Source organism: Novosphingobium sp. BL-S-34 (assembly GCF_056857015.1).
The window spans coordinates 1916626-1935584 of the sequence record NZ_CM166472.1 but is presented as its reverse complement, the minus strand read 5'-3'; the positions used below and the strand labels follow the sequence as shown (position 1 = coordinate 1935584).

Sequence of the window (18959 nt, the reverse complement as noted above, 5' to 3'; positions counted from 1 at the left end):
ATACGTTCCTAGATCTTATTCTGCTGCGACCGAGGCGGCTTCGAGGCGTTCAGCCTCCTGCTGGCGCAGAGCCTTCGCATAGTCGCGCGGCATCACCTTGACGAACTTGCCCAGCGCGTTCGACCAGTCGTCGAGCAGCGCGCGGGCTCTTTTCGAGCCGGTGTGCAGGTGGTGGCGTTCGAGCAGGATGCGCAGGCGCTCCGCATCGTGGCGCAGCATGTCGCCCATGCCCAGGTCGCGGACCGAGACGGTGCGCTGCTGGGGACGGCCGGTTCCCTCTTCGTCTTCGTCTTCGGCCGAGATGCGGATGAGGTCGACCATCGCCGGGTTCACCAGCTTCTCGAACTCGCCGTCCTCGTCATAGACGTAGGCGATGCCGCCGGACATGCCTGCCGCGAAGTTGCGGCCGGTCTTGCCCAGCACCGTGACGACGCCGCCGGTCATGTATTCGCAGCCGTGGTCGCCGCAGCCTTCGACGACCGCGATCGCGCCCGAGTTGCGGACCGCAAAGCGCTCGCCGCCGACGCCGTTGAAGAACGCCTCGCCGGAGATCGCGCCGTAGAGCACGGTGTTGCCGACGATGATGTTCTTGAGCGGATCGCGGTTCACATGGCCGGGCTGGCGCACGATCACGCGGCCACCCGAAAGCCCCTTGCCGACGTAGTCGTTGGCATCGCCGGTCAGGTCGAGCGTGACGCCGTGGGCAAGCCAGGCGGCGAAGCTCTGGCCGGCGACGCCGGTGAGCTTCACGTTGATCGTGTTGTCGGGCAAGCCGTCATGGCCGTAGCGACGGGCCACTTCGCCCGAGAGCATCGCGCCGACCGTGCGGTTGACGTTGATGACGCTCTTCTCGATGCGAACGGCCTGGCGGTTATCCAGGGCGTCGTCCGAAGCGGCGATCAGCTCGTTATCGAGCGCGTTCTCAAGACCGTGGTCCTGCGCTTCGCTCCAGCCCAGCGAGGGGCTGTCGCCCAGCGGTGCCTGGTAGAGAACCTTGGACAGGTCGACACCCTTGGCCTTCCAGTGCTGGACGGCCTTCTTCATGTCGAGCTTGTCGACCCGGCCGACCATTTCCGCGATCGTGCGGAAGCCGAGTTCGGCCATGATCGCGCGCAGTTCCTCGGCGACGAAGAAGAAGTAGTTGACCACATGCTCGGGCTGGCCGGTGAAGCGGGCGCGCAGGACGGGGTCCTGGGTGGCGACGCCGACCGGGCAGGTGTTGAGGTGGCACTTGCGCATCATGATGCAGCCGGCCGCGATCAGCGGCGCGGTGGCGAAGCCGAACTCTTCCGCGCCGAGCAGCGCGGCCACGGCAACGTCACGGCCGGTACGCAGCCCGCCGTCGGCCTGGACCACCACGCGGCTGCGCAAGTTGTTGAGCAGCAGGGTCTGCTGGGTTTCGGCCAGGCCGATTTCCCAGGGCGAACCCGCGTGCGTCAGCGAGGTCAGCGGCGAAGCGCCGGTGCCGCCTTCGTAGCCCGAGATCGTGATGTGGTCCGCGCGCGCCTTGGAAACGCCCGCGGCAACCGTGCCCACGCCCACTTCGGACACCAGCTTGACCGAGACGCGGCTGGTCGGGTTCACGTTCTTGAGATCGTGAATGAGCTGCGCGATGTCTTCGATCGAGTAGATGTCGTGGTGCGGCGGCGGCGAAATCAGGCCGACGCCGGGCGTCGAGTGACGGGTGGCGCCGATGGTCTTGTCCACCTTGTCACCCGGCAGCTGACCGCCTTCGCCGGGCTTGGCGCCCTGGGCCATCTTGATCTGGATGTCGTCGGCGTTGACGAGGTACTCGGTGGTCACGCCGAAGCGGCCCGAGGCGACCTGCTTGATCGACGAACGCATGGAATCGCCGCCCGGCAGGGGCTTGAAGCGCGAGGGATCCTCGCCGCCTTCGCCGGTGTTCGACTTGCCGCCGATGCGGTTCATCGCCATCGCCAGCGTGGTATGCGCTTCCCACGAGATCGAGCCGTAGCTCATCGCGCCGGTGGCGAAGCGCTTCACGATCTCGCTGGCAGGCTCCACTTCGGAAATGTGGATCGCCTGGCCGGGAACGAACTCCATCAGCCCGCGGATGGTGAGCATCCGGGTCGACTGGTCGTTGATGGTGCGGGCGAATTCCTCGTACTTGGCGGGGATATTGCCGCGCACGGCGTGCTGGAGGGCGCCGATGTTCTCGGACGTCCAGGCGTGTTCCTCGCCGCGGACGCGCGAGCCGTAGATGCCGCCGACGTCGAGCATGCTGGCGTAGATCGGGTTGTCGCCATAGGCCGCATCGTGGCGGCGGACGGCTTCTTCCGCGATCTCGGTCAGGCCTGCGCCTTCGATGGTGGTGGCGGTTCCGGTGAAGTACTTGTCCACGAAGGCGGTCGAGAGGCCGACCGCGTCGAAGATCTGCGCGCCGCAATACGACTGATAGGTCGAAATGCCCATCTTGGACATGACCTTGCGGATGCCCTTGCCGACGGCATAGACGTAGTTCTTCGCGGCCTGCTCCGCCGAAACCGGCAGGTTCTTGCGAACGCGCACGGCCTCGATGGTCTCGAAGGCGAGATAGGGGTTGATCGCTTCGGCGCCGAAGCCCGCCAGCGCGCAGAAGTGGTGGACTTCACGCGCTTCGCCGGTTTCCACGACGAGGCCGGTCTGCATGCGCAGGCCCTGGCGAACGAGGTGGTGGTGCACGGCGGCCGTCGCCAGCAGGGCCGGCATCGGGATACGGTCGGGGCCCTGCGCACGGTCGGACAGGACGAGGATGTTCTTGTCCGCCAGCACCGCTTCGGTCGCGGCCCAGCACATTTCCTTGATCGCCATTTCGATGCCCGCGGCGCCGGTCTTGGCGTCCCAGGTCATGTCGATGGTGGCGGTGCGGAAGGCGCCGTCGAGCGCGGCTTCCACCGAACGGATCTTGGCGAGGCCAAGGTCGGTCAGGATCGGCTGGCTGACTTCCAGGCGCTTGTGCGTGCCGGCATCGTGGCCAAGCAGGTTCGGGCGCGGGCCGATCATCGAGACGAGGCTCATGACCAGTTCCTCGCGGATCGGGTCGATCGGCGGGTTGGTGACCTGCGCGAAGTTCTGCTTGAAGTAGTCGTAAAGCAGGCGGGCCTTGTTCGACAGCACCGGAATCGGCGTATCGGTGCCCATCGAGCCGAGCGGATCGTCGGCAGCGACGGCCATCGGCTCCAGGAAGCGGCTGACGTCTTCCTGGGTGTAACCGAAGACCTGCTGGCGATCGAGCAGCGTGCCGGTGGGCGCGGGCAGCTCGGCCAGTTCGGGTTCGATCACGTCGAGATCGGCCAGCTTGTACTGCGCCTGGTCGAGCCACTTCTCGTAGGGCTCTTCATTGGCAAGCTGGGTCTTGATTTCCTCGTCCTCGATGATGCGGCCCTGATCGAAGTCGATCAGGAGCATCCTGCCGGGCTGGAGGCGCCACTTGCGGACGATGTTGTCTTCCTTGATCGGAAGCACGCCGGATTCCGACGCCATGACGCAGATGTCGTCGTCCGTGACGAGGAAGCGCGCGGGGCGCAGCCCGTTACGGTCGAGCGTGGCGCCGATCTGGCGGCCGTCCGTGAAGGCCACGGCGGCCGGACCGTCCCAGGGCTCCATCAGGGCAGCGTGATATTCGTAGAAGGCGCGGCGTTCCGGCGTCATCAGCGGGTTGCCCGCCCATGCTTCCGGAATCAGCATCATCATCGCGTGGCTGAGCGAATAGCCGCCCGCCAGCAGCAGCTCGAAAGCGTTGTCGAGGCAGGCGGTGTCCGACTGGCCATGCGGGATCAGCGGCCACATCTTGTCGAGATCGGCGCCGAGCAGCTCGGATTCCATGGTGCGGCGGCGCGCGTTCATCCAGTTCACGTTGCCGCGAACCGTGTTGATTTCGCCGTTGTGGGCCATGAAGCGGAACGGATGCGCCAGCTTCCAGCTCGGGAAGGTGTTGGTCGAGAAGCGCTGGTGCACGAGGCCGAGCGCCGAGACGAACTCTGGATTGCGCAGATCGTCGTAGAACGAGCCGACCTGGGTCGCCAGCAGCAGGCCCTTGTAAACGATCGTGCGGCTGGAGAAGCTCGGCATGTAGAGCTCGGTCAGGCCGGGCAGCTTGTGCTTTTCGGCCATGGCCTTGAGCGGGTTCTGCGTCTGCTTGCGGATCGCCAGGATCTTGCGCTCGAAAGCGTCCTGGTCGGCGCAGTTGTCGCCGCGGCCGACGAAGCACTGGCGGATCACCGGCATCGAGTTGATGACGGTCTTGCCCAGACCATCGAGCGTGACGGGCACGTCGCGCCAGCCGATCAGGTGCTGGCCTTCCTTGGCGATGAACTTCTCGAAGGTCTGCGTGATGAGGTCGCGGCTGGCCTCGTCCTGCGGCAGGAAGCACATGGCGACGGCATAGTCGCCCGGCTGCGGCAGCTCGACGCCGGTCGCGGCGGCCCAGCTGCGGAACAGGCCATCGGGAAGCTGAGTCAGGATTCCTGCGCCGTCACCCAGCAGCGGGTCGGCACCCACCGCACCGCGGTGGTCGATATTTTTCAGGATTTCCAGCGCCTGAGTAATGATAGCATGCGTTTTCTGGCCTTTGATATGGGCTACGAAGCCCACACCACAGGAGTCGTGTTCGTTACGCGCATCATAAAGGCCCTGGGGCTTAGGAAATCCCATCGATATAAACCCATCCTGTCATTTTTTGCCGGGGACCTGTCCACGCCCCGCCGCGCACGAATCGTGCGGCGCCGGTGCGCGTCATGGTGGTCCCTCGCGCCCCCATGACGATTGCGGGACGCTTTTGCAATGGTGAAGGCAGGGGTGCGCGCAAAATTTAGTGCGTGTGCGCGGGAAAAAAGGGAATTTTGTTATGCGAAAACGTGTTTCAGTTGCGTGGAACGCGTTTTGGCAGGGACCGGCCGCTTAAAGGCCAGTCCCGGGGACCGACCGTTCAGGCGGCCCCGCTCATGCGCTGGAGCGTGGCAAGCGCGGCGCGCAGGGCCTTTTCTGTTTCGCTGGGATCGGGGCGCGCGGGTGGGTCGAACGGGCGGTGCCCACCGTCCTCGGCAAGGTGCGCCTCTTCCACCGGGCCTGAGTCCTCGCCGAAAGCCTCGGCGGGGGCGGCGTTCTCGTCGAAGCGCACGAAGTTCTGGCGGGGCGCCTGGCGCGAGAGGTTGAGCAGCGAGGAGTAACCCTGCTCGAGCACGGCCTCCTGTTCGTCGTCCTCGGGAGCCTCGGCATAGTCGAAGTCCTGCGAGAGCGGGTCGAAGGCGGCATATTTGCCGAGATCCTCGGCCTCGGCCTCATCACCAAGCCGTTCCGCCTCTTCGGCATCCGCCAGGGTGCGGGCCAGGACCGAAATCGGGCGGGCCGGCGCCAGGCCGATGTGGCGGGGCGGGACGTAGCCGGGCAGTGCGTCCTCGGCTTCGTCATGGCCGAAGGCATCGAAGCCCACCGGACGCAGGGCCGCGGGGATGCGGGTGGTGGCGGAAGGGACGATGTCCTGCTCCGGCGATTCCCGATCCGGCGATGCTTCGTCCGGGACCGGGCGCAGGGGCGCCGTGAACGGCGCTACCGAGGCAAGGCGCGGGAGCGTGGAGAGGGAAGTGGCAGGCGCGGGGAAAGCGATGGTCTCGGTGCCCGGCGATGCGGGATCGAAAAGCGGCGCCGGCATTTCGGCGGTTGCGGTGCCGTTGGGCGCGGTGATTCCTGAAGCGGTGCCGTCGGACGGCGCGCTGTCAGGAGTGGCGGCCTGAAGACGGCGCCTGCGCTGCTGCTCCATGGCCAGCGCCAGGCGTTCGAGCAGTTCGACTTGCGAAAGGTCTTCGAGATCGGCGCCGGCAATCCGCTCCGCAGCCTGCGGCAGCTCTTCTGCGGCCCGGAAGGACACGGCGATATCGGCCGTCTCCGCCGTTTCGGGGGAAAACAGCGGCCGGCCTTCGGAAGCCGGGGTTTCGGCCACTTCGGACAAGGAGCGCGAATAGGCTTCGAACAGGCGGTTGTTCAGGGTTTCGGGCGCCGGTGCGGATGCGGCAGGCTCGGGGACATCGTCCTGCGAGACGGCCCAGGCGGCCGGCGAGAAAGTGTGGGTTTCCTGGCGCGGTTCGAGCCATTCCGGGATGCGGCCGAAGGGGCCGTGATCGTCTTCGGCAAAGCCGCCCTGGCCAGGAACGACCTGGTCGATGGTTTCCGGCTTGGCCTCCTCAGCGCGGGCCTCGGAAGCGATTTCGGCTTCGTCCTCGTTCGCGACAGACCATTCGGCAGCCAGCGATTCGGGCATGTGCGATTCGGGCATCTCGGCGGTTTCGAGAGCGCCGGCCGTGTCCAGGTCGCTCTCGGCCAGGGTCGGTTGGCGATAGGCGTGCTGCTCAGGCGGGAGCGCCGGGTCGGTCAGGCCGGCGGCCTCGATTCCTTCCAGGTCGAGATCGGAGAGGTTGAGAATCGGCGGCTGGCCGTTCCCGGAAACTTCGGCGTCGGTTTCGGCTGCGGCATCGGCCTCTTCCAGCCGGGGCGCTTCCTCGGCCACCAGCGCGAAAGCACGGCGGCGGCGCGGCATGGCGGCGGACTTGCGGTCCTGCGCCGGGTCGGCTTCGGGTTCGAGATCGGTTTCCGCAGGTTCCAGCCCGGCGAACGGCATGCGCGCCGTGCCGGTTTGCGAGGTCTGCGCTTCGGCGGTCTGGGCCACGCGGCGGGCGGCCACCAGGCCGATCAGTCCGCCCAGGCCGGTAAGCCCCAGGGCGAACAGGATGCGGGCGGTCGTCCCCAGCGGGGGCGCGGCCATGGGCACCAGCTTGGCAATGCCGGTCGACAGGACGATATGTTCGATCAGCGCCGGACTGACGATGATCGATCCCAGGCCGAACAGGGCCGCGAACCACAAGGCCACGATGGCGGGGAACAAGGGATGACGGCTGATCGGCTGGGGCTTCCTGTTCTCTGGTTTCGCCACGTTTCTAAACCCCGTTCTCAGATCTGTTTGAGCGGAAGCCGCCAGCTCAGGCAGCGGTTTCCAGCCTTTTTCGTGCATCGAGAGGTGCCACCATTTGGTAAACGTCTCGATAACGACCGGCATTGACGGCCCAATCGTGCCGTTCCCGGACATGTTGGAGCCCGGCCCGGCGGTAGGCATCCCACGATTCGCGCGCCTCCAGCAAGCCCGCAAGTGCGGCGGCGCAGGCGGCGGGATCGTCTGGCGCGAAGAGAGTGCCGGTCTTGCCGTGAGTGACCAGTTCGCGGTGCCCGCCCACGTCGCTGGCGGCCACGAGCTTGCCCTGCGCCATGGCCTCCAGCGGCTTGAGCGGCGTGACGAGGTCCGTCAGCCGGCTTTTCTTGCGCGGATAGGCCATCACGTCGGCCAGCGCGTAATAGCGCTCCACGTCCTGATGCGGCACGCGGCCGATGAAGCGGATCGCGCCGGCAGCGGGAGAAGCCAGCGCCTGCGCCCGCAGCGCCTCCTCGCGCGGGCCGCCGCCCACCAGCAGCAGCCGCGCCAGGGGCTGGCGTTCCAGCAGCAGCGGCATGGCGGCGATCAGGTCGTCCAGCCCTTCGTAGTCGTAGAAGCTCCCGATGAAGCCGATCACCGGGCAGGCCAGGGCGCCGGCGGGGCCCTCCACCTCGAACCCGAGTTCGCGGGCGAGCGCGGGATCGCGCGGGGGCGGCGCGCCGAACAGGCTGAGGTCGACACCGTTGGGCATGAGCGTGATCTTCCCCGCCGGAACGCCGCGCGCGACGAGGTCTTGGCGCAGGCCGTCGCAGATCGTCACGACGGCATCGGCGCGCGACACCACGCGGTTCTCCAGCGCCCGGGTCAGGCGGTACTTCAGCGAGCCTTCGCGGCCCGTGCCGTTGCCGACCGCGGCATCTTCCCAGAAGGCGCGAATTTCATAGACGAGGGGAATGCCGTGGCGCCGGGCGACGCGCGCGGCGGCCGCGCCGCAGAGCGAGGGCGAGTGGGCATGGAGCACGTCCGGCCGCCATTCATGCACCACCCGCTCGATGGATTCGGCGAAGAGCCCGATCTCGCGCCATTCGCGCAGGACCGGCGGGCCGGCGACCGATCCCGACGTGCGATGGAACACCAGGCCATCGGCTTCCTCCACCGCGGGGCCGGCCGCCTTGTGGCGTATGCCGGTGACGCCCCGGACTTCGAAGCCCATGGCCTCCTGCGCCTTCAGGATCGCGCGGGTGCGGAAGGTGTAGCCGCTCTGCATCGGCAGCGAATGGTCGAGGACGTGAAGGACGCGGGTCATGAGCCAGGTCGTAAGTCTGCAAGGCTTAACGCCGCGTCAACTCCGCACTGCTAGGCCCGGCGCCGATGGTCGACATCCTTGCCCTTGCCCTGAGTCACGGACTGCTGGCGCTGGCCGCCTGGCGGCTGCTGATGCGGCCGGATCTCGATGTCGAATCGGTGCGCGGGAACGCATCCTCTCCAGCCGACACGGCGCCGGCTGCCAGTGGAAAGGCCCCGGCCTCGCGGTCGAGAACCGCGCCCGTCCGCCGCGAGATGCGCTGGCCGGGCGCAGACGACCCGCGCGAGGACGGCGATGCTTGACCTTGCGCTGACGGGCTTCGTCGCCTGCTTCCTGCTGATCGGCTTCCGGCGCCCGTTCCTCTGGGTGCTATGCTATCTCTACGTGGACATCGTCTCCCCGCAGATCATCTCCTGGGGCATCCTGGCCCATCTGCCGATCTCGCTGATGGCTTTCGCGGCGGCGTTCCTGGGCTGGGTGGCCCTGGACGACAAGCGCGATTCGCGGTTCACCTGGCGGCAGGGCATCCTGGTGCTGCTGCTGCTCTATTGCGGCTTCACCACCTGGACTGCCGTCTATCCGGCCGAAGCGGCTGAAAAGTGGGCCTGGGTGTGGAAGGCGCTGGTCTTCGCGATCTTCCTGCCGTTCACCCTGCGGACCCGCCTCCGGATCGAGGCAGTGGCGCTCGTGATGGTGCTGGCGGCGAGCGCGCTCATCATCGACGGCGGGCTCAAGACGGCGGGCGGCGGAGGCGGCTACGGCACGCTGCGCATCTTCGTGGAGAACAACACTGGCCTTTACGAAGGGTCGATCCTCTCGGCCGTGGCGATCTCCATCATTCCCATCATCCTCTGGCTGGTGAAGTACGGCACGGTCTTCCCGGCGGACTGGCGCGTCTATCTGTTTGCCGGAGCGCTGATCTTCGCCGCTTCGCTGATCCCGGTGGGCACGCAAGCCCGCACCGGGCTGGTGTGCCTCGGCGTGCTCTGCCTGTTCTACCTGAGGACCGCGAAGCACAAAGTGCTGATCGCCGGGGGCATGGCGCTGGCGGTGATGGTGGTGGTGCCGTTCCTGCCACCGGCCTTCCTGGCGCGCATGGGCACGATCGAGAATCACGAGGCCGACCAGTCCGCCAGCACGCGCCTGGGCGTGTGGAAATGGACCTGGGGCTATGTGAAGCAGCATCCCCTGGGCGGCGGCTTCGTGGTCAACCAGTCCAGCCGCGTCGAATACGATACCGTGGCCAAGACGACCGTGGACGGCAGCACCGAGATTCGGCGCACTCATGTGGTGGAGGAGGGCCGGGCCTTCCATTCGAGCTACTTCGAGATGCTGGGAGAGCAGGGCTTCCCCGGTTTCGGGCTATGGATCCTGCTCCAATTGACGGGCCTGCTGCAGATGGAGCAGATCCGCCGCCGCTGGCGCAAGCGCACCGGTCCGGACGAGGCCTGGGTGGCGCCGCTGGCGGTGTCGCTCCAGCTGGCCCAGGTGGTCTACCTGATCGGATCGCTGTTCGTGGGCATCGCCTTCCAGCCGTTCATCCTCATGCTGATCGGGCTGCAATGCGGGTTCTGGAGCTATCTGAAGCGCATCGACGTGCGGCTGCCGCAAGCCCCGATTCGCCCCGCCAAGACGGCCATGCGAACTGCCTGACCCGGCTTTCGGACATCGCGCACCGGATTTCCGCGATGAAATATTCCTAACACCCGCGGATTCCCTATCGCCCTGAAAATGCCCGGGCATTCGCATTTACGGCAAATTAACCTTTAACCTTCATTGGTCCTATGGTTAATACATGGAAATATCCGTTCCGGCTGGGGATTTGGGCCGATGGACGGGGGGCGAAAGGGAATTCCGATGCGAGTGCTGCTGATCGAGGATGAACCGACTACTGCGCGGGCCATCGAACTCATGCTGACGGCCGAAGGTTTCAACGTCTACTCCACCGATCTCGGTGAAGAAGGCCTCGATCTCGGCAAGCTTTACGATTACGACATCATTCTGCTCGACCTCAACCTGCCGGACATGCACGGCTATGACGTGCTGAAGAAGCTGCGCGTGGCCAAAGTGCAGACGCCGGTTCTCATTCTTTCCGGCATCTCCGAAATGGATTCGAAGGTGCGCTCGTTCGGCTTCGGCGCCGACGACTACGTGACCAAGCCCTTCCACCGCGAAGAACTGATCGCGCGTATCCACGCCGTGGTTCGTCGTTCGAAGGGCCATTCGCAGTCGGTCATCCGCACCGGCAAGCTGGTGGTGAACCTCGACGCCAAGACCGTCGAAGTCGACAGCGCCCGCGTGCACCTGACCGGCAAGGAATATGCGATGCTGGAGCTGCTCTCGCTCCGCAAGGGCACCACGCTGACCAAGGAAATGTTCCTCAACCACCTTTACGGCGGCATGGACGAGCCGGAACTGAAGATCATCGACGTCTTCATCTGCAAGCTGCGCAAGAAGCTGGCCCACGCCTGCGGCGGCGCCAACTATATCGAGACGGTCTGGGGCCGCGGCTATGTACTGCGCGATCCGGACGAGCTTCAGGAAGTCGCGTAAAACCTACCCCTTGCGCGCCCCTGACGGGGATGTGACGCGCGAATGGAACGGACTGCCCCTCGGGGTGGGCCGTTTCGTTTTGCGGGCCTTGTTTGTGGGGCTGGGCTGGGCACCGGCGCGTTCCGGGCGCATGCTTGGCACATGCCGATGTTTGTGCCCGCCCCGCTGGGCACCCCGACTCTGATCGATACTCGCTCTCACCACCTCCTTCGTCATTGCGAGGAGGCGAAGCCGACGTGGCAATCCAGGGCGGCGTGGAACTGCCCTGGATTGCTTCGCTACGCTCGCAATGACGAAGGTGGGGGTGGGTCGGGCATACGGTGCCAGGGTGCCAGGGTGCCAGAGTGCCAGAGTGCGAGGCACAGGGCGCGCAGGACCGGACCGAAACCTTACCCCCAATCACGCACAAAAGGCCCACGAAACCCCACCCTCGGCCGGTAAATCGCCGCCTCCACGGCCCCGTTAGCGGCTGCCACGTTGACCTTGCCCCGCATCGGTGCCAGTGGCCCGCGCCATGACGGCTCACAAATCCGGCGATCCGACCACGCTCAACCGCCTTTACGGCCGCGCCAAGGGCAAGCCCCTGCGCGCGGGCCAGCAGGCGCTGGTCGACAACCTGCTGCCGCGAATCGCGGTTCCCCTCGAAGGTCCGGTGACGGCCGAGCTGCTGTTCGGTGAGAATTGCCCGCTTCATTTCGAGATCGGCTTCGGCGGCGGCGAGCACCTGGCTTTCCGTGCGGACCTGCTGCCGGGGCATGGCTTCATCGGTGCAGAGCCCTTCATCAACGGCGTGGCGCAGGCGCTCACCCATGTCTCGGGCGAGAATCCGGTAGGCGGCGGGCCGGCGCAGCCGCCGCTCGGCAACGTCCGCATCCATCACGGCGATGCCCTGGAAGTGCTCTCGCGCATTCCGGACGGCTCGCTCTCGTTCCTCTACCTGCTGCACCCGGACCCCTGGCCCAAGGCGCGCCACGCCAAGCGGCGCATGATGAACGACGGCCCGGTGAACATGTTCGCGGCCAAGCTCAAGCCCGGCGGCGAGTTCCGCTTCGGCACCGACCATGCGGTCTACGTGCGCCATGCGCTGATGGTGATGCAGCGCCATACCGACCAGTTCGAGTGGCTTTGCGACAAGCCGCAGGACTTCCAGGTCCGTCCTGGCGGCTGGCCGGAAACGCGCTACGAAAACAAGGCGCGCACCGTCTATGGGCATGAGGTCTGGTATTTCCGCTATCGCCGGAAGTGAGCGGGAAGTGACGTCGTGGAGATGACGTCGTCCCGGACTTGATCCGGGACCGCGGGCCATGAACAGCCCAAATCGCGGGCAGGCGCTCTTCTGAACGGTATGTCTGAAAAAGCGGCGCCCGGCATGATCCGGGCGCCGCTTTTTTCGTTATCCGGCGATCCCGGCCGCAGCCAGTACCGCCAGCGTCAGCACGTCGGGTGCCAGTGCGGTCATCGGCACGATCTGCACCGGCTTTTCCGCGCCCAGCAGCATCGGCCCGATCGAGGTTGTGCCGCCGATTTCCTTGAGCAGCTTGGCCGAGATATTGGCCGACTGCAGGCCCGGCATGATCAGCACGTTGGCAGGCGCCGAAAGGCGGCTGAAGGGATAGAGCGCCATGATCTTCGGGTTCAGCGCGGCGTCGGGGGCCATTTCGCCTTCGTATTCGAAGTCGGGCTGTTCCTCGTCGAGGATGCGGATCGCCTCGCGGGTCTGTTCCAGCCACTTGCCCGACGGATTGCCGAACGTGGAGTAGCTGAGGAAGGCCACGCGCGGTTCATGGCCCAGGCGGCGGGCGACGGCCGCGGTTTCCTTGGCGATCACCGCGAGCTGCTCGGCGGTGGGGCGCTCGTTGATGGTGGTGTCGGCCATGAACACCGTGTGGTTCTTGCCCACCAGCATGTGGATGCCGAAGGCCAGCTTGCCCTCGGCCGGATCCAGCACGCGGCGCACTTCCTTGATGGACTGTGCGAAGGGGCGGGTCATGCCGGTGATAAGGCCGTCACCCACGCCCAGCTTGAGCAGGCCGGAAGCGAAGATGTTGCGATCGGTATTGACCATGCGCTGCACGTCGCGCTGCAGGAAGCCGCGACGTTTCAGGCGTTCGTAAAGCATCTCCACCATCGGGGCGACATGCTCGGAGACCATCGAATTCTCGATATGGAAGCTCTCCGGGTTGGGCACGCCCAGCTCGGCCATCTTGTCGAGGATGACCTGGGTGCGGCCGACCAGCACGGGTTCGCCATAGCCGAAGTCGCGGTACTGGATCGCCGCGCGCAGCACCACTTCGTTGTCCGCTTCGGCGAAGATCATGCGCTTGGGATTGGCGCGGACCTGTTCGTAGACGCGGGTGAGCACCGAGGTGGTGGGATTGAGACGCGCCTTTAGCTGGTCGCGATAGGCCTCGAAGTCCTCGATCGGGCGCTTGGCGACGCCCGAATCCATGGCTGCCTTGGCCACCGCCATGGGCACGACTTCCATCAGGCGCGGATCGAACGGCGCGGGGATGATGTAGTCGCGGCCGAACTGCTGCGATTCGCCGTAAGCGACGGCCACGTCCTCGTGAACCTGCTCGCGCGCCAGTTCGGCGATGGCCGTGGCGGCAGCGATCTTCATCTCTTCATTGATGGCGGTGGCGCTGACATCCAGCGCGCCGCGGAAGATGAAGGGGAAGCCCAGCACGTTGTTGACCTGGTTCGGATAGTCCGAACGGCCGGTGGCGACGATGGCATCGGGGCGAACGGCCTTGGCTTCGGGCGGGGTGATTTCCGGGTCCGGGTTGGCCATGGCGAAGATGATCGGCTCGGGGGCCATGGTCTTGACCATTTCGGGCGTGATCGCGCCCTTGGCCGAGAGGCCGAGAACGACGTCCGCGCCTTCGAGCGCTTCGGCCAGCGTGCGCCGGTCGGTCTTCACTGCGTGGGCGGACTTGAACTGGTCCACGCGTTCGCGGCCCGGATAGATCACGCCGCGCGTATCGCAGACGAGCACGTTTTCGTGGCGCACGCCCATCGACTTGATCAGCGCGGTGCAGGCCAGCGCCGAAGCGCCTGCGCCGTTCACCACCACCTTGACGTCCTCCAGCTTGCGGCCGGTGATGAGGCAGGCGTTGATCAGGCCGGCGGCGGCGATGATCGCGGTGCCGTGCTGGTCGTCATGCATGACCGGGATGTTCATGCGTTCGCGCAGGGCCTGCTCGATAATGAAGCATTCGGGCGCCTTGATATCTTCAAGGTTGATGCCGCCGAAGCTCGGCTCCATCATGGCGATGGCTTCGATCAGCGCGTCGGTATCCTCGCTGGCGAGTTCGATGTCGATGGAATCGACGTCGGCGAAGCGCTTGAACAGCACTGCCTTGCCTTCCATCACCGGCTTCGATGCCAGGGCGCCGAGGTTGCCCATGCCCAGGATCGCGGTGCCGTTCGAGATCACCGCAACGAGGTTGCCCTTGGCGGTGTAATCGTAGGCCGTGGCGGGATCGTCGGCAATGGCCTGGACCGGAACGGCGACGCCCGGCGAATAGGCAAGCGAGAGGTCGCGTTGCGTGGCCATGGGCTTTGACGCAATGATCTCGATCTTACCGGGGCGGATGGTGTTGTGATAGAACAGCGCTTCGCGCTCGGTGAACTGGATCTTCGACTTTTCGGACAAGCGATTTCTCCCGATTTGGGAGTGGCCCTAACGAATGTTATCGCCACGCGATAGGGGAAAGGCGGCGCCCCGGCGCTTCACAAAAAGGGACGCGCGGGGCTAACGCTCACAGCCATGAGCACAGCGTCCGAGAAAGCGGGGGTGACCCCGATGATGGCCCAGTACCTTGCCTTGCGGGAGGTGGCGGGGGACTGCCTGCTGTTCTATCGCATGGGCGACTTCTTCGAGCTGTTCTTCGAGGATGCAAAAATCGCAAGCCAAGTGCTCGACATTGCACTTACCACTCGCGGCGAACACAGCGGTCAGCCCATCCCGATGTGCGGCGTGCCGGTCCATGCGGCGGAGGGTTATCTGGCCCGTCTGATCAAGGCGGGCTGCCGCGTGGCGATTGCCGAACAGACCGAAACGCCCGCCGAAGCCAAGGAGCGCGCCAGAAAGGAAGGCCGGGCTTCCAAGGCGCTGGTCGCGCGCGATATCGTGCGCTTCGTCACCGCCGGCACGCTGACCGAGGAATCGCTGCTGGAACCGCGCCGCGCCAATGTGCTGGCGGCGGCCTGCGATCTGCGCGGCACGGTGGGGATCGCGGCCTGCGACATCTCGACCGGGCGCATGGAGCTGGAAGAGTGCCCGCCCGAGCGGCTGGGCGCGGCGCTGGCGCGTCTCGGTGCGCGCGAACTGGTGGTGTCGGAGGGCTGGGAGCTGGCGCCGGACGGCGCGATCTCGCGTTCGGGGCACGAGTTTTCGTCCGACGGCGGTGACGAGCGGCTGAAGCTGGTCCACGGCGTCGCCACGCTCGACGGCTTCGGCACCTTCACGCGCGCCATGCTGGCGGCGGCGGGCGGCTTGATCGCCTATCTCGACCATGTCGGGCGCGGCAAGCTGCCGCTGCTGCTGCCGCCGGAAGCGCGCGCAAGCGATGCGGCGCTGGCGATGGACGAGGCGACGCGCGCCAGCCTGGAGATTCTCGAATCGTCGCAGGGCGGACGCAAGGGCAGCCTTGTCGAGGCGATCGACCGCTGCGTGACCGGCGCCGGCGCACGCCAGCTGGCCGAAGACCTGTCCGCGCCGCTGACCGATCGCCACGCGATTGCCGAGCGGCTGGAACTGGTCGAATGGCTGCACGAGGACCCCCTGCTGCGCGAGGACATGCGCGCCGCGCTGCGGGCGCAGCCGGATATCGGCCGGGCATTGGGCCGCGTGGTGGCGGGGCGCGGCAGTCCGCGCGACCTGGGTCAGCTTCGCGACGGTCTGTCGGGCGCGCGCCGGATCGGGGAGCGACTGGCGCAGATGGATGGGTTGCCGGTGCTGCTCGACCGGCTGATGCCGGAGCTTGGCGGAAGCCAGGATCATTGGGCCGCCCTGGTCGATCACTTCACGCAGGCGCTGGTGGAAACCCCGCCGACCGAGCGCGGGCAGGGCGGCTATATCGCCAGCGGCTACGATGCCGGGTTGGACGAACTGCGCGTTACTTCGGGCAATGCCCGCCGCGCCATCGCCGCGCTGGAAGCGAAGTATCGTGAGGAAACCGGCGTCGCCGCGCTGAAGATCAAGCATAACAATGTGCTCGGCTACTTCATCGAAGTGCCGCAGCGCCATGCCGACAAGCTACTGGAGCCGGACAGCGGATTTTCGCACCGCCAGACGATGGCCGGGGCCATGCGCTTCAACGCGCTCGCCCTGCATGAGGAAGCGAGCCGCATCACCGAGGCGGGTGCCCACGCGCTCGCCGCCGAGGAAGCGCATTTCGAGGGACTGGTGGCCGAAGCGGTCGCCGCCCGCCATGCGATAGCCCGCACCGCCGCGGCGCTCGCCCGGCTCGACGTCGCTGCCGGACAGGCCGAGCGCGCGGTCGAGGGCGGCTGGGCGCGGCCCGAAGTGGTGGACGGTCTCTCGCTGGATATCGAGGGCGGCCGTCATCCCGTGGTCGAGGCCGCACTGAAGGTTCAGGGCGAGCGCTTCGTCGCCAACGATTGCCGCCTTGCCAGCCATGACCGGCTCTGGCTGATCGGCGGCCCCAACATGGGCGGTAAGTCGACGTTCCTGCGCCAGAACGCGCTGATCGTGCTGCTGGCGCAGGCGGGCGGCTTCGTGCCGGCCAGGTCGGCCAAGATCGGCATGGTGGACCGCCTGTTCAGCCGCGTCGGCGCTTCGGACAACCTGGCGCGCGGCCGGTCGACGTTCATGGTCGAGATGGTGGAGACCGCCGCGATCCTGGCGCAGGCGACCGATCGCAGCTTCGTCATCCTCGACGAAGTGGGACGCGGGACTTCGACGTACGACGGCCTGGCGCTGGCATGGGCCGTTGCCGAAGCGGTGCACGAAACCAACCGCTGCCGCTGCCTCTTCGCCACGCACTATCACGAGATGGCGCGGCTGGGTGAGACCTGCGAGGCGCTGTCGCTCCACCACGTTCGCGCGCGCGAGTGGAAGGGCGACCTGGTGCTGCTGCACGAACTGGCCGAAGGTCCGGCGGATCGCAGCTACGGCCTGGCCGTCGCACGCCTTGCCGGGGTGCCGCCCAAGGTGATCAGCCGCGCCAAGTCGGTGCTGGACAAGCTGGAGAAGGGCCGCGCCGAGACGGGCGGGCTGGCAGCGGGCCTTGGCGACCTGCCGCTGTTCGCGGCGGCGCACGATGCCCATGAGGAACAGTGCGACGCCCTGCGCGACAAGCTGCGCGATATGGACATCGACGCGCTTTCGCCGCGTGATGCGCTGGAAATCCTCTACGATCTGAAGCGCGAGGCGGGTACGGACTCTTAACCCTGCGCCGCTAGTCTGCGCGGATGTTCGGGCCCAAGATCAGGAATGTCTTCAAGAGCCGGTGGCATGCGCTGTTCTGGTCTGCCAGCATGTTGCTGACGGCCTATTGCTCCGTGCCCTCGCCGGACGAGGGCGGCGATGCGAATGACGCTGCCCAGTTGGCCGGGACCCTGGCGGCGCATGCCGATAAGCAGCCGCCGGCGCACCGGAATCCCTGGGCCTTGGACAAGCCGGCGAACTAGCCGGGCCGAAAGCCCGGCTTGCGCTCCTGACGAAGGCCGATTCGCAGGTCCGACTCCGTCGAAAGGCGCGGGTCCCATGGTTTTCAGGCCGCGCGGCATCTGACGGCAAGGAGCCGCCCCCTGTGCAGGGAGCGGCCTGTTTCCGTTAAAAGCGCCCCGGAACCTGGTTTTCGCCATCGGTCCCGGCCTTCAACGCCGAGTCAGCTGTCGTCGTCTTCGAAATCCTCGTCGGCGGCGTTCTGGGTGCCGTAGCGGTTTTCGAGGTCGTCCATCGTCTCTTCACCGCGATAGGCGGACATGTCGATGACGCCGCTGGTGTCCATCTGGTTCATGTGATCGACCAGATCCTCGACGTCATCCTCGTCGTCAATGCCGCCTTTCACCTTCTCGCTGTCTTCCAGGCCGAAAGGCGCGGTGGCGCGGTCCTGTGCCTCTTCGGCGACGGACTGGGCCTGCGCTTCTTCGTCATCCTGTTCGGGGTTGAAGGTTTCGGGCGCGGAATCGTCGGGACGTTCGGTCATGGCGTGTCTCCTTTGCCGGGATAACGGCTAAGGAAACACGCGGGTTCCGGTATAGGACGAACGCGACGGGAAACGGCTTCCCGTCGCGTTCCCTGTCCGCGCGCCGGACCTGTCAGCGCGCCACACCTGTCAGCGAGTAGGAACCGGCACTTCGCCCGAGTAATCGTAGAACCCCCGGCCGGACTTGCGGCCGTACCAGCCGGCCTCAACATATTTCTGGAGCAGCGGCGCCGGGCGGTACTTGGGATCGCCGGTGGTCGCCAGGAACACCTTCATGATCTCGTAGAGCGTATCGAGGCCGACGAAGTCGGCAAGCGTCAGCGGGCCCATCGGATGGTTCGCGCCCAGCCGCATGCCGGCGTCGATGTCCTCTACCGAGGCCAGCCCCTCGCCCAGCACGAAGATCGCTTCATTGAGCAGCGGGCAGAGGATGCGGTTGACCACGAAACCGGGGGCATCGCCCGCCAGCACCACGGTCTTGCCCAGGGCCTCACCGAAGGCTTTCATCCGCGCGGTCGTTTCCTCGGAAGTGGCGAGGCCGGGGATCACTTCCACCAGGCCCATGACCGGCACGGGGTTGAAGAAATGCAGCCCGCAGAAGCGCGCCGGATCGGGCGAACTGGCGGCCATGCGGGTGATCGGGATCGAACTGGTGTTGGAGGCCAGGATTGCGTTCGCGCCCAGCACTTCGCCCACGGCGGCGAAGATCTTCAGCTTGATATCCTCGCGCTCGGTCGCGGCCTCGATGATGAGGTCGCAGTCGCCCATTCCCGAGTAGTCTCCGGCCGTGGTGATGCGGGGCAGCAGCGCGTCCAAGTCGGCCTGGGCGATCTTTTCCTTCGCCACCAGCCGGGCCAGGCCCTTGGCGATGCCGGCCTTGCCCTTCTCGGCGATGTCGACCGAGATGTCGGACAGGACCACGTCCATGCCCTTGCTCGCCACGGTCTGGGCGATGCCCGAACCCATGATGCCCGCGCCGATGATTCCGACTTTCCGCACTGCC

The 18959-nt window shown here is 66.4% G+C and carries 12 protein-coding genes; 6 read left to right on the top strand and 6 right to left on the bottom strand.

The features are described 5' to 3' along the window. Nucleotides 1-15: 15 nt before the first annotated feature. The 3 genes from gltB to AC1VV3_RS09145 form a co-directional block, all read right to left on the bottom strand. A complete protein-coding gene (gene gltB / locus AC1VV3_RS09155; RefSeq protein ID WP_482961602.1) occupies nucleotides 16-4653 on the bottom strand; it encodes a glutamate synthase large subunit in 4638 nt (1545 codons plus the stop codon). 274 nt (nucleotides 4654-4927) lie between these two features. After that, nucleotides 4928-6925: a hypothetical protein gene (locus tag AC1VV3_RS09150; RefSeq protein ID WP_482961601.1), complete on the bottom strand. Its 1998-nt coding sequence runs from the start codon at nucleotides 6923-6925 to the stop codon at nucleotides 4928-4930. A 46-nt stretch (nucleotides 6926-6971) separates the two neighbouring features. Continuing rightward, complete coding sequence (locus AC1VV3_RS09145; RefSeq protein ID WP_482961600.1) at nucleotides 6972-8225, bottom strand: TIGR04063 family PEP-CTERM/XrtA system glycosyltransferase; 1254 nt, start codon at nucleotides 8223-8225, stop codon at nucleotides 6972-6974. A gap of 65 nt (nucleotides 8226-8290) precedes the next feature. Between AC1VV3_RS09145 and AC1VV3_RS09140 the strand changes: the two genes are divergently transcribed. From AC1VV3_RS09140 to trmB, 4 genes are all read left to right on the top strand, one after another. Beyond that, nucleotides 8291-8527 carry a hypothetical protein gene (locus AC1VV3_RS09140; protein WP_482961599.1) on the top strand — a complete coding sequence of 79 codons (237 nt, stop codon included), beginning with the start codon at nucleotides 8291-8293 and terminating at the stop codon, nucleotides 8525-8527. Further along, nucleotides 8520-9878, top strand: a complete 1359-nt coding sequence (locus AC1VV3_RS09135) for a putative O-glycosylation ligase, exosortase A system-associated (protein ID WP_132264451.1) — start codon at nucleotides 8520-8522, stop codon at nucleotides 9876-9878. The genes AC1VV3_RS09140 and AC1VV3_RS09135 overlap by 8 nt, the downstream gene beginning before the upstream one ends. 204 nt (nucleotides 9879-10082) lie before the next feature. Next, nucleotides 10083-10778 (top strand): response regulator transcription factor CtrA, encoded by a 696-nt coding sequence (gene ctrA / locus AC1VV3_RS09130; protein ID WP_021233000.1) that lies wholly within the window; start codon nucleotides 10083-10085, stop codon nucleotides 10776-10778. Between the two features lie 514 nt (nucleotides 10779-11292). Next, nucleotides 11293-12024 (top strand): tRNA (guanine(46)-N(7))-methyltransferase TrmB, encoded by a 732-nt coding sequence (gene trmB / locus AC1VV3_RS09125; protein ID WP_134094772.1) that lies wholly within the window; start codon nucleotides 11293-11295, stop codon nucleotides 12022-12024. A 147-nt stretch (nucleotides 12025-12171) separates the two neighbouring features. On the opposite strand, the gene AC1VV3_RS09120 is transcribed toward trmB, so the two are convergent. Next, nucleotides 12172-14433, bottom strand: coding sequence for an NADP-dependent malic enzyme (locus AC1VV3_RS09120; RefSeq protein WP_132264456.1), 2262 nt, complete (start codon nucleotides 14431-14433; stop codon nucleotides 12172-12174). A 114-nt stretch (nucleotides 14434-14547) separates the two neighbouring features. Between AC1VV3_RS09120 and mutS the strand changes: the two genes are divergently transcribed. Together mutS and AC1VV3_RS09110 are read left to right on the top strand one after the other, a co-directional pair. Next, complete coding sequence (mutS, locus tag AC1VV3_RS09115; protein WP_482961598.1) at nucleotides 14548-17193, top strand: DNA mismatch repair protein MutS; 2646 nt, start codon at nucleotides 14548-14550, stop codon at nucleotides 17191-17193. 23 nt (nucleotides 17194-17216) lie between these two features. Continuing rightward, nucleotides 17217-17435 carry a hypothetical protein gene (locus AC1VV3_RS09110; protein ID WP_132264458.1) on the top strand — a complete coding sequence of 73 codons (219 nt, stop codon included), beginning with the start codon at nucleotides 17217-17219 and terminating at the stop codon, nucleotides 17433-17435. Between the two features lie 200 nt (nucleotides 17436-17635). Here the strand turns inward: AC1VV3_RS09110 and AC1VV3_RS09105 are convergent, their stop codons facing one another. Next, complete coding sequence (locus tag AC1VV3_RS09105) at nucleotides 17636-17956, bottom strand: hypothetical protein (RefSeq protein WP_442046906.1); 321 nt, start codon at nucleotides 17954-17956, stop codon at nucleotides 17636-17638. Nucleotides 17957-18085: 129 nt separating this feature from the next. Further along, nucleotides 18086-18955, bottom strand: a complete 870-nt coding sequence (locus AC1VV3_RS09100) for a 3-hydroxyacyl-CoA dehydrogenase family protein (RefSeq protein ID WP_482961597.1) — start codon at nucleotides 18953-18955, stop codon at nucleotides 18086-18088. Between the last annotated feature and the right edge of the window lie 4 nt (nucleotides 18956-18959).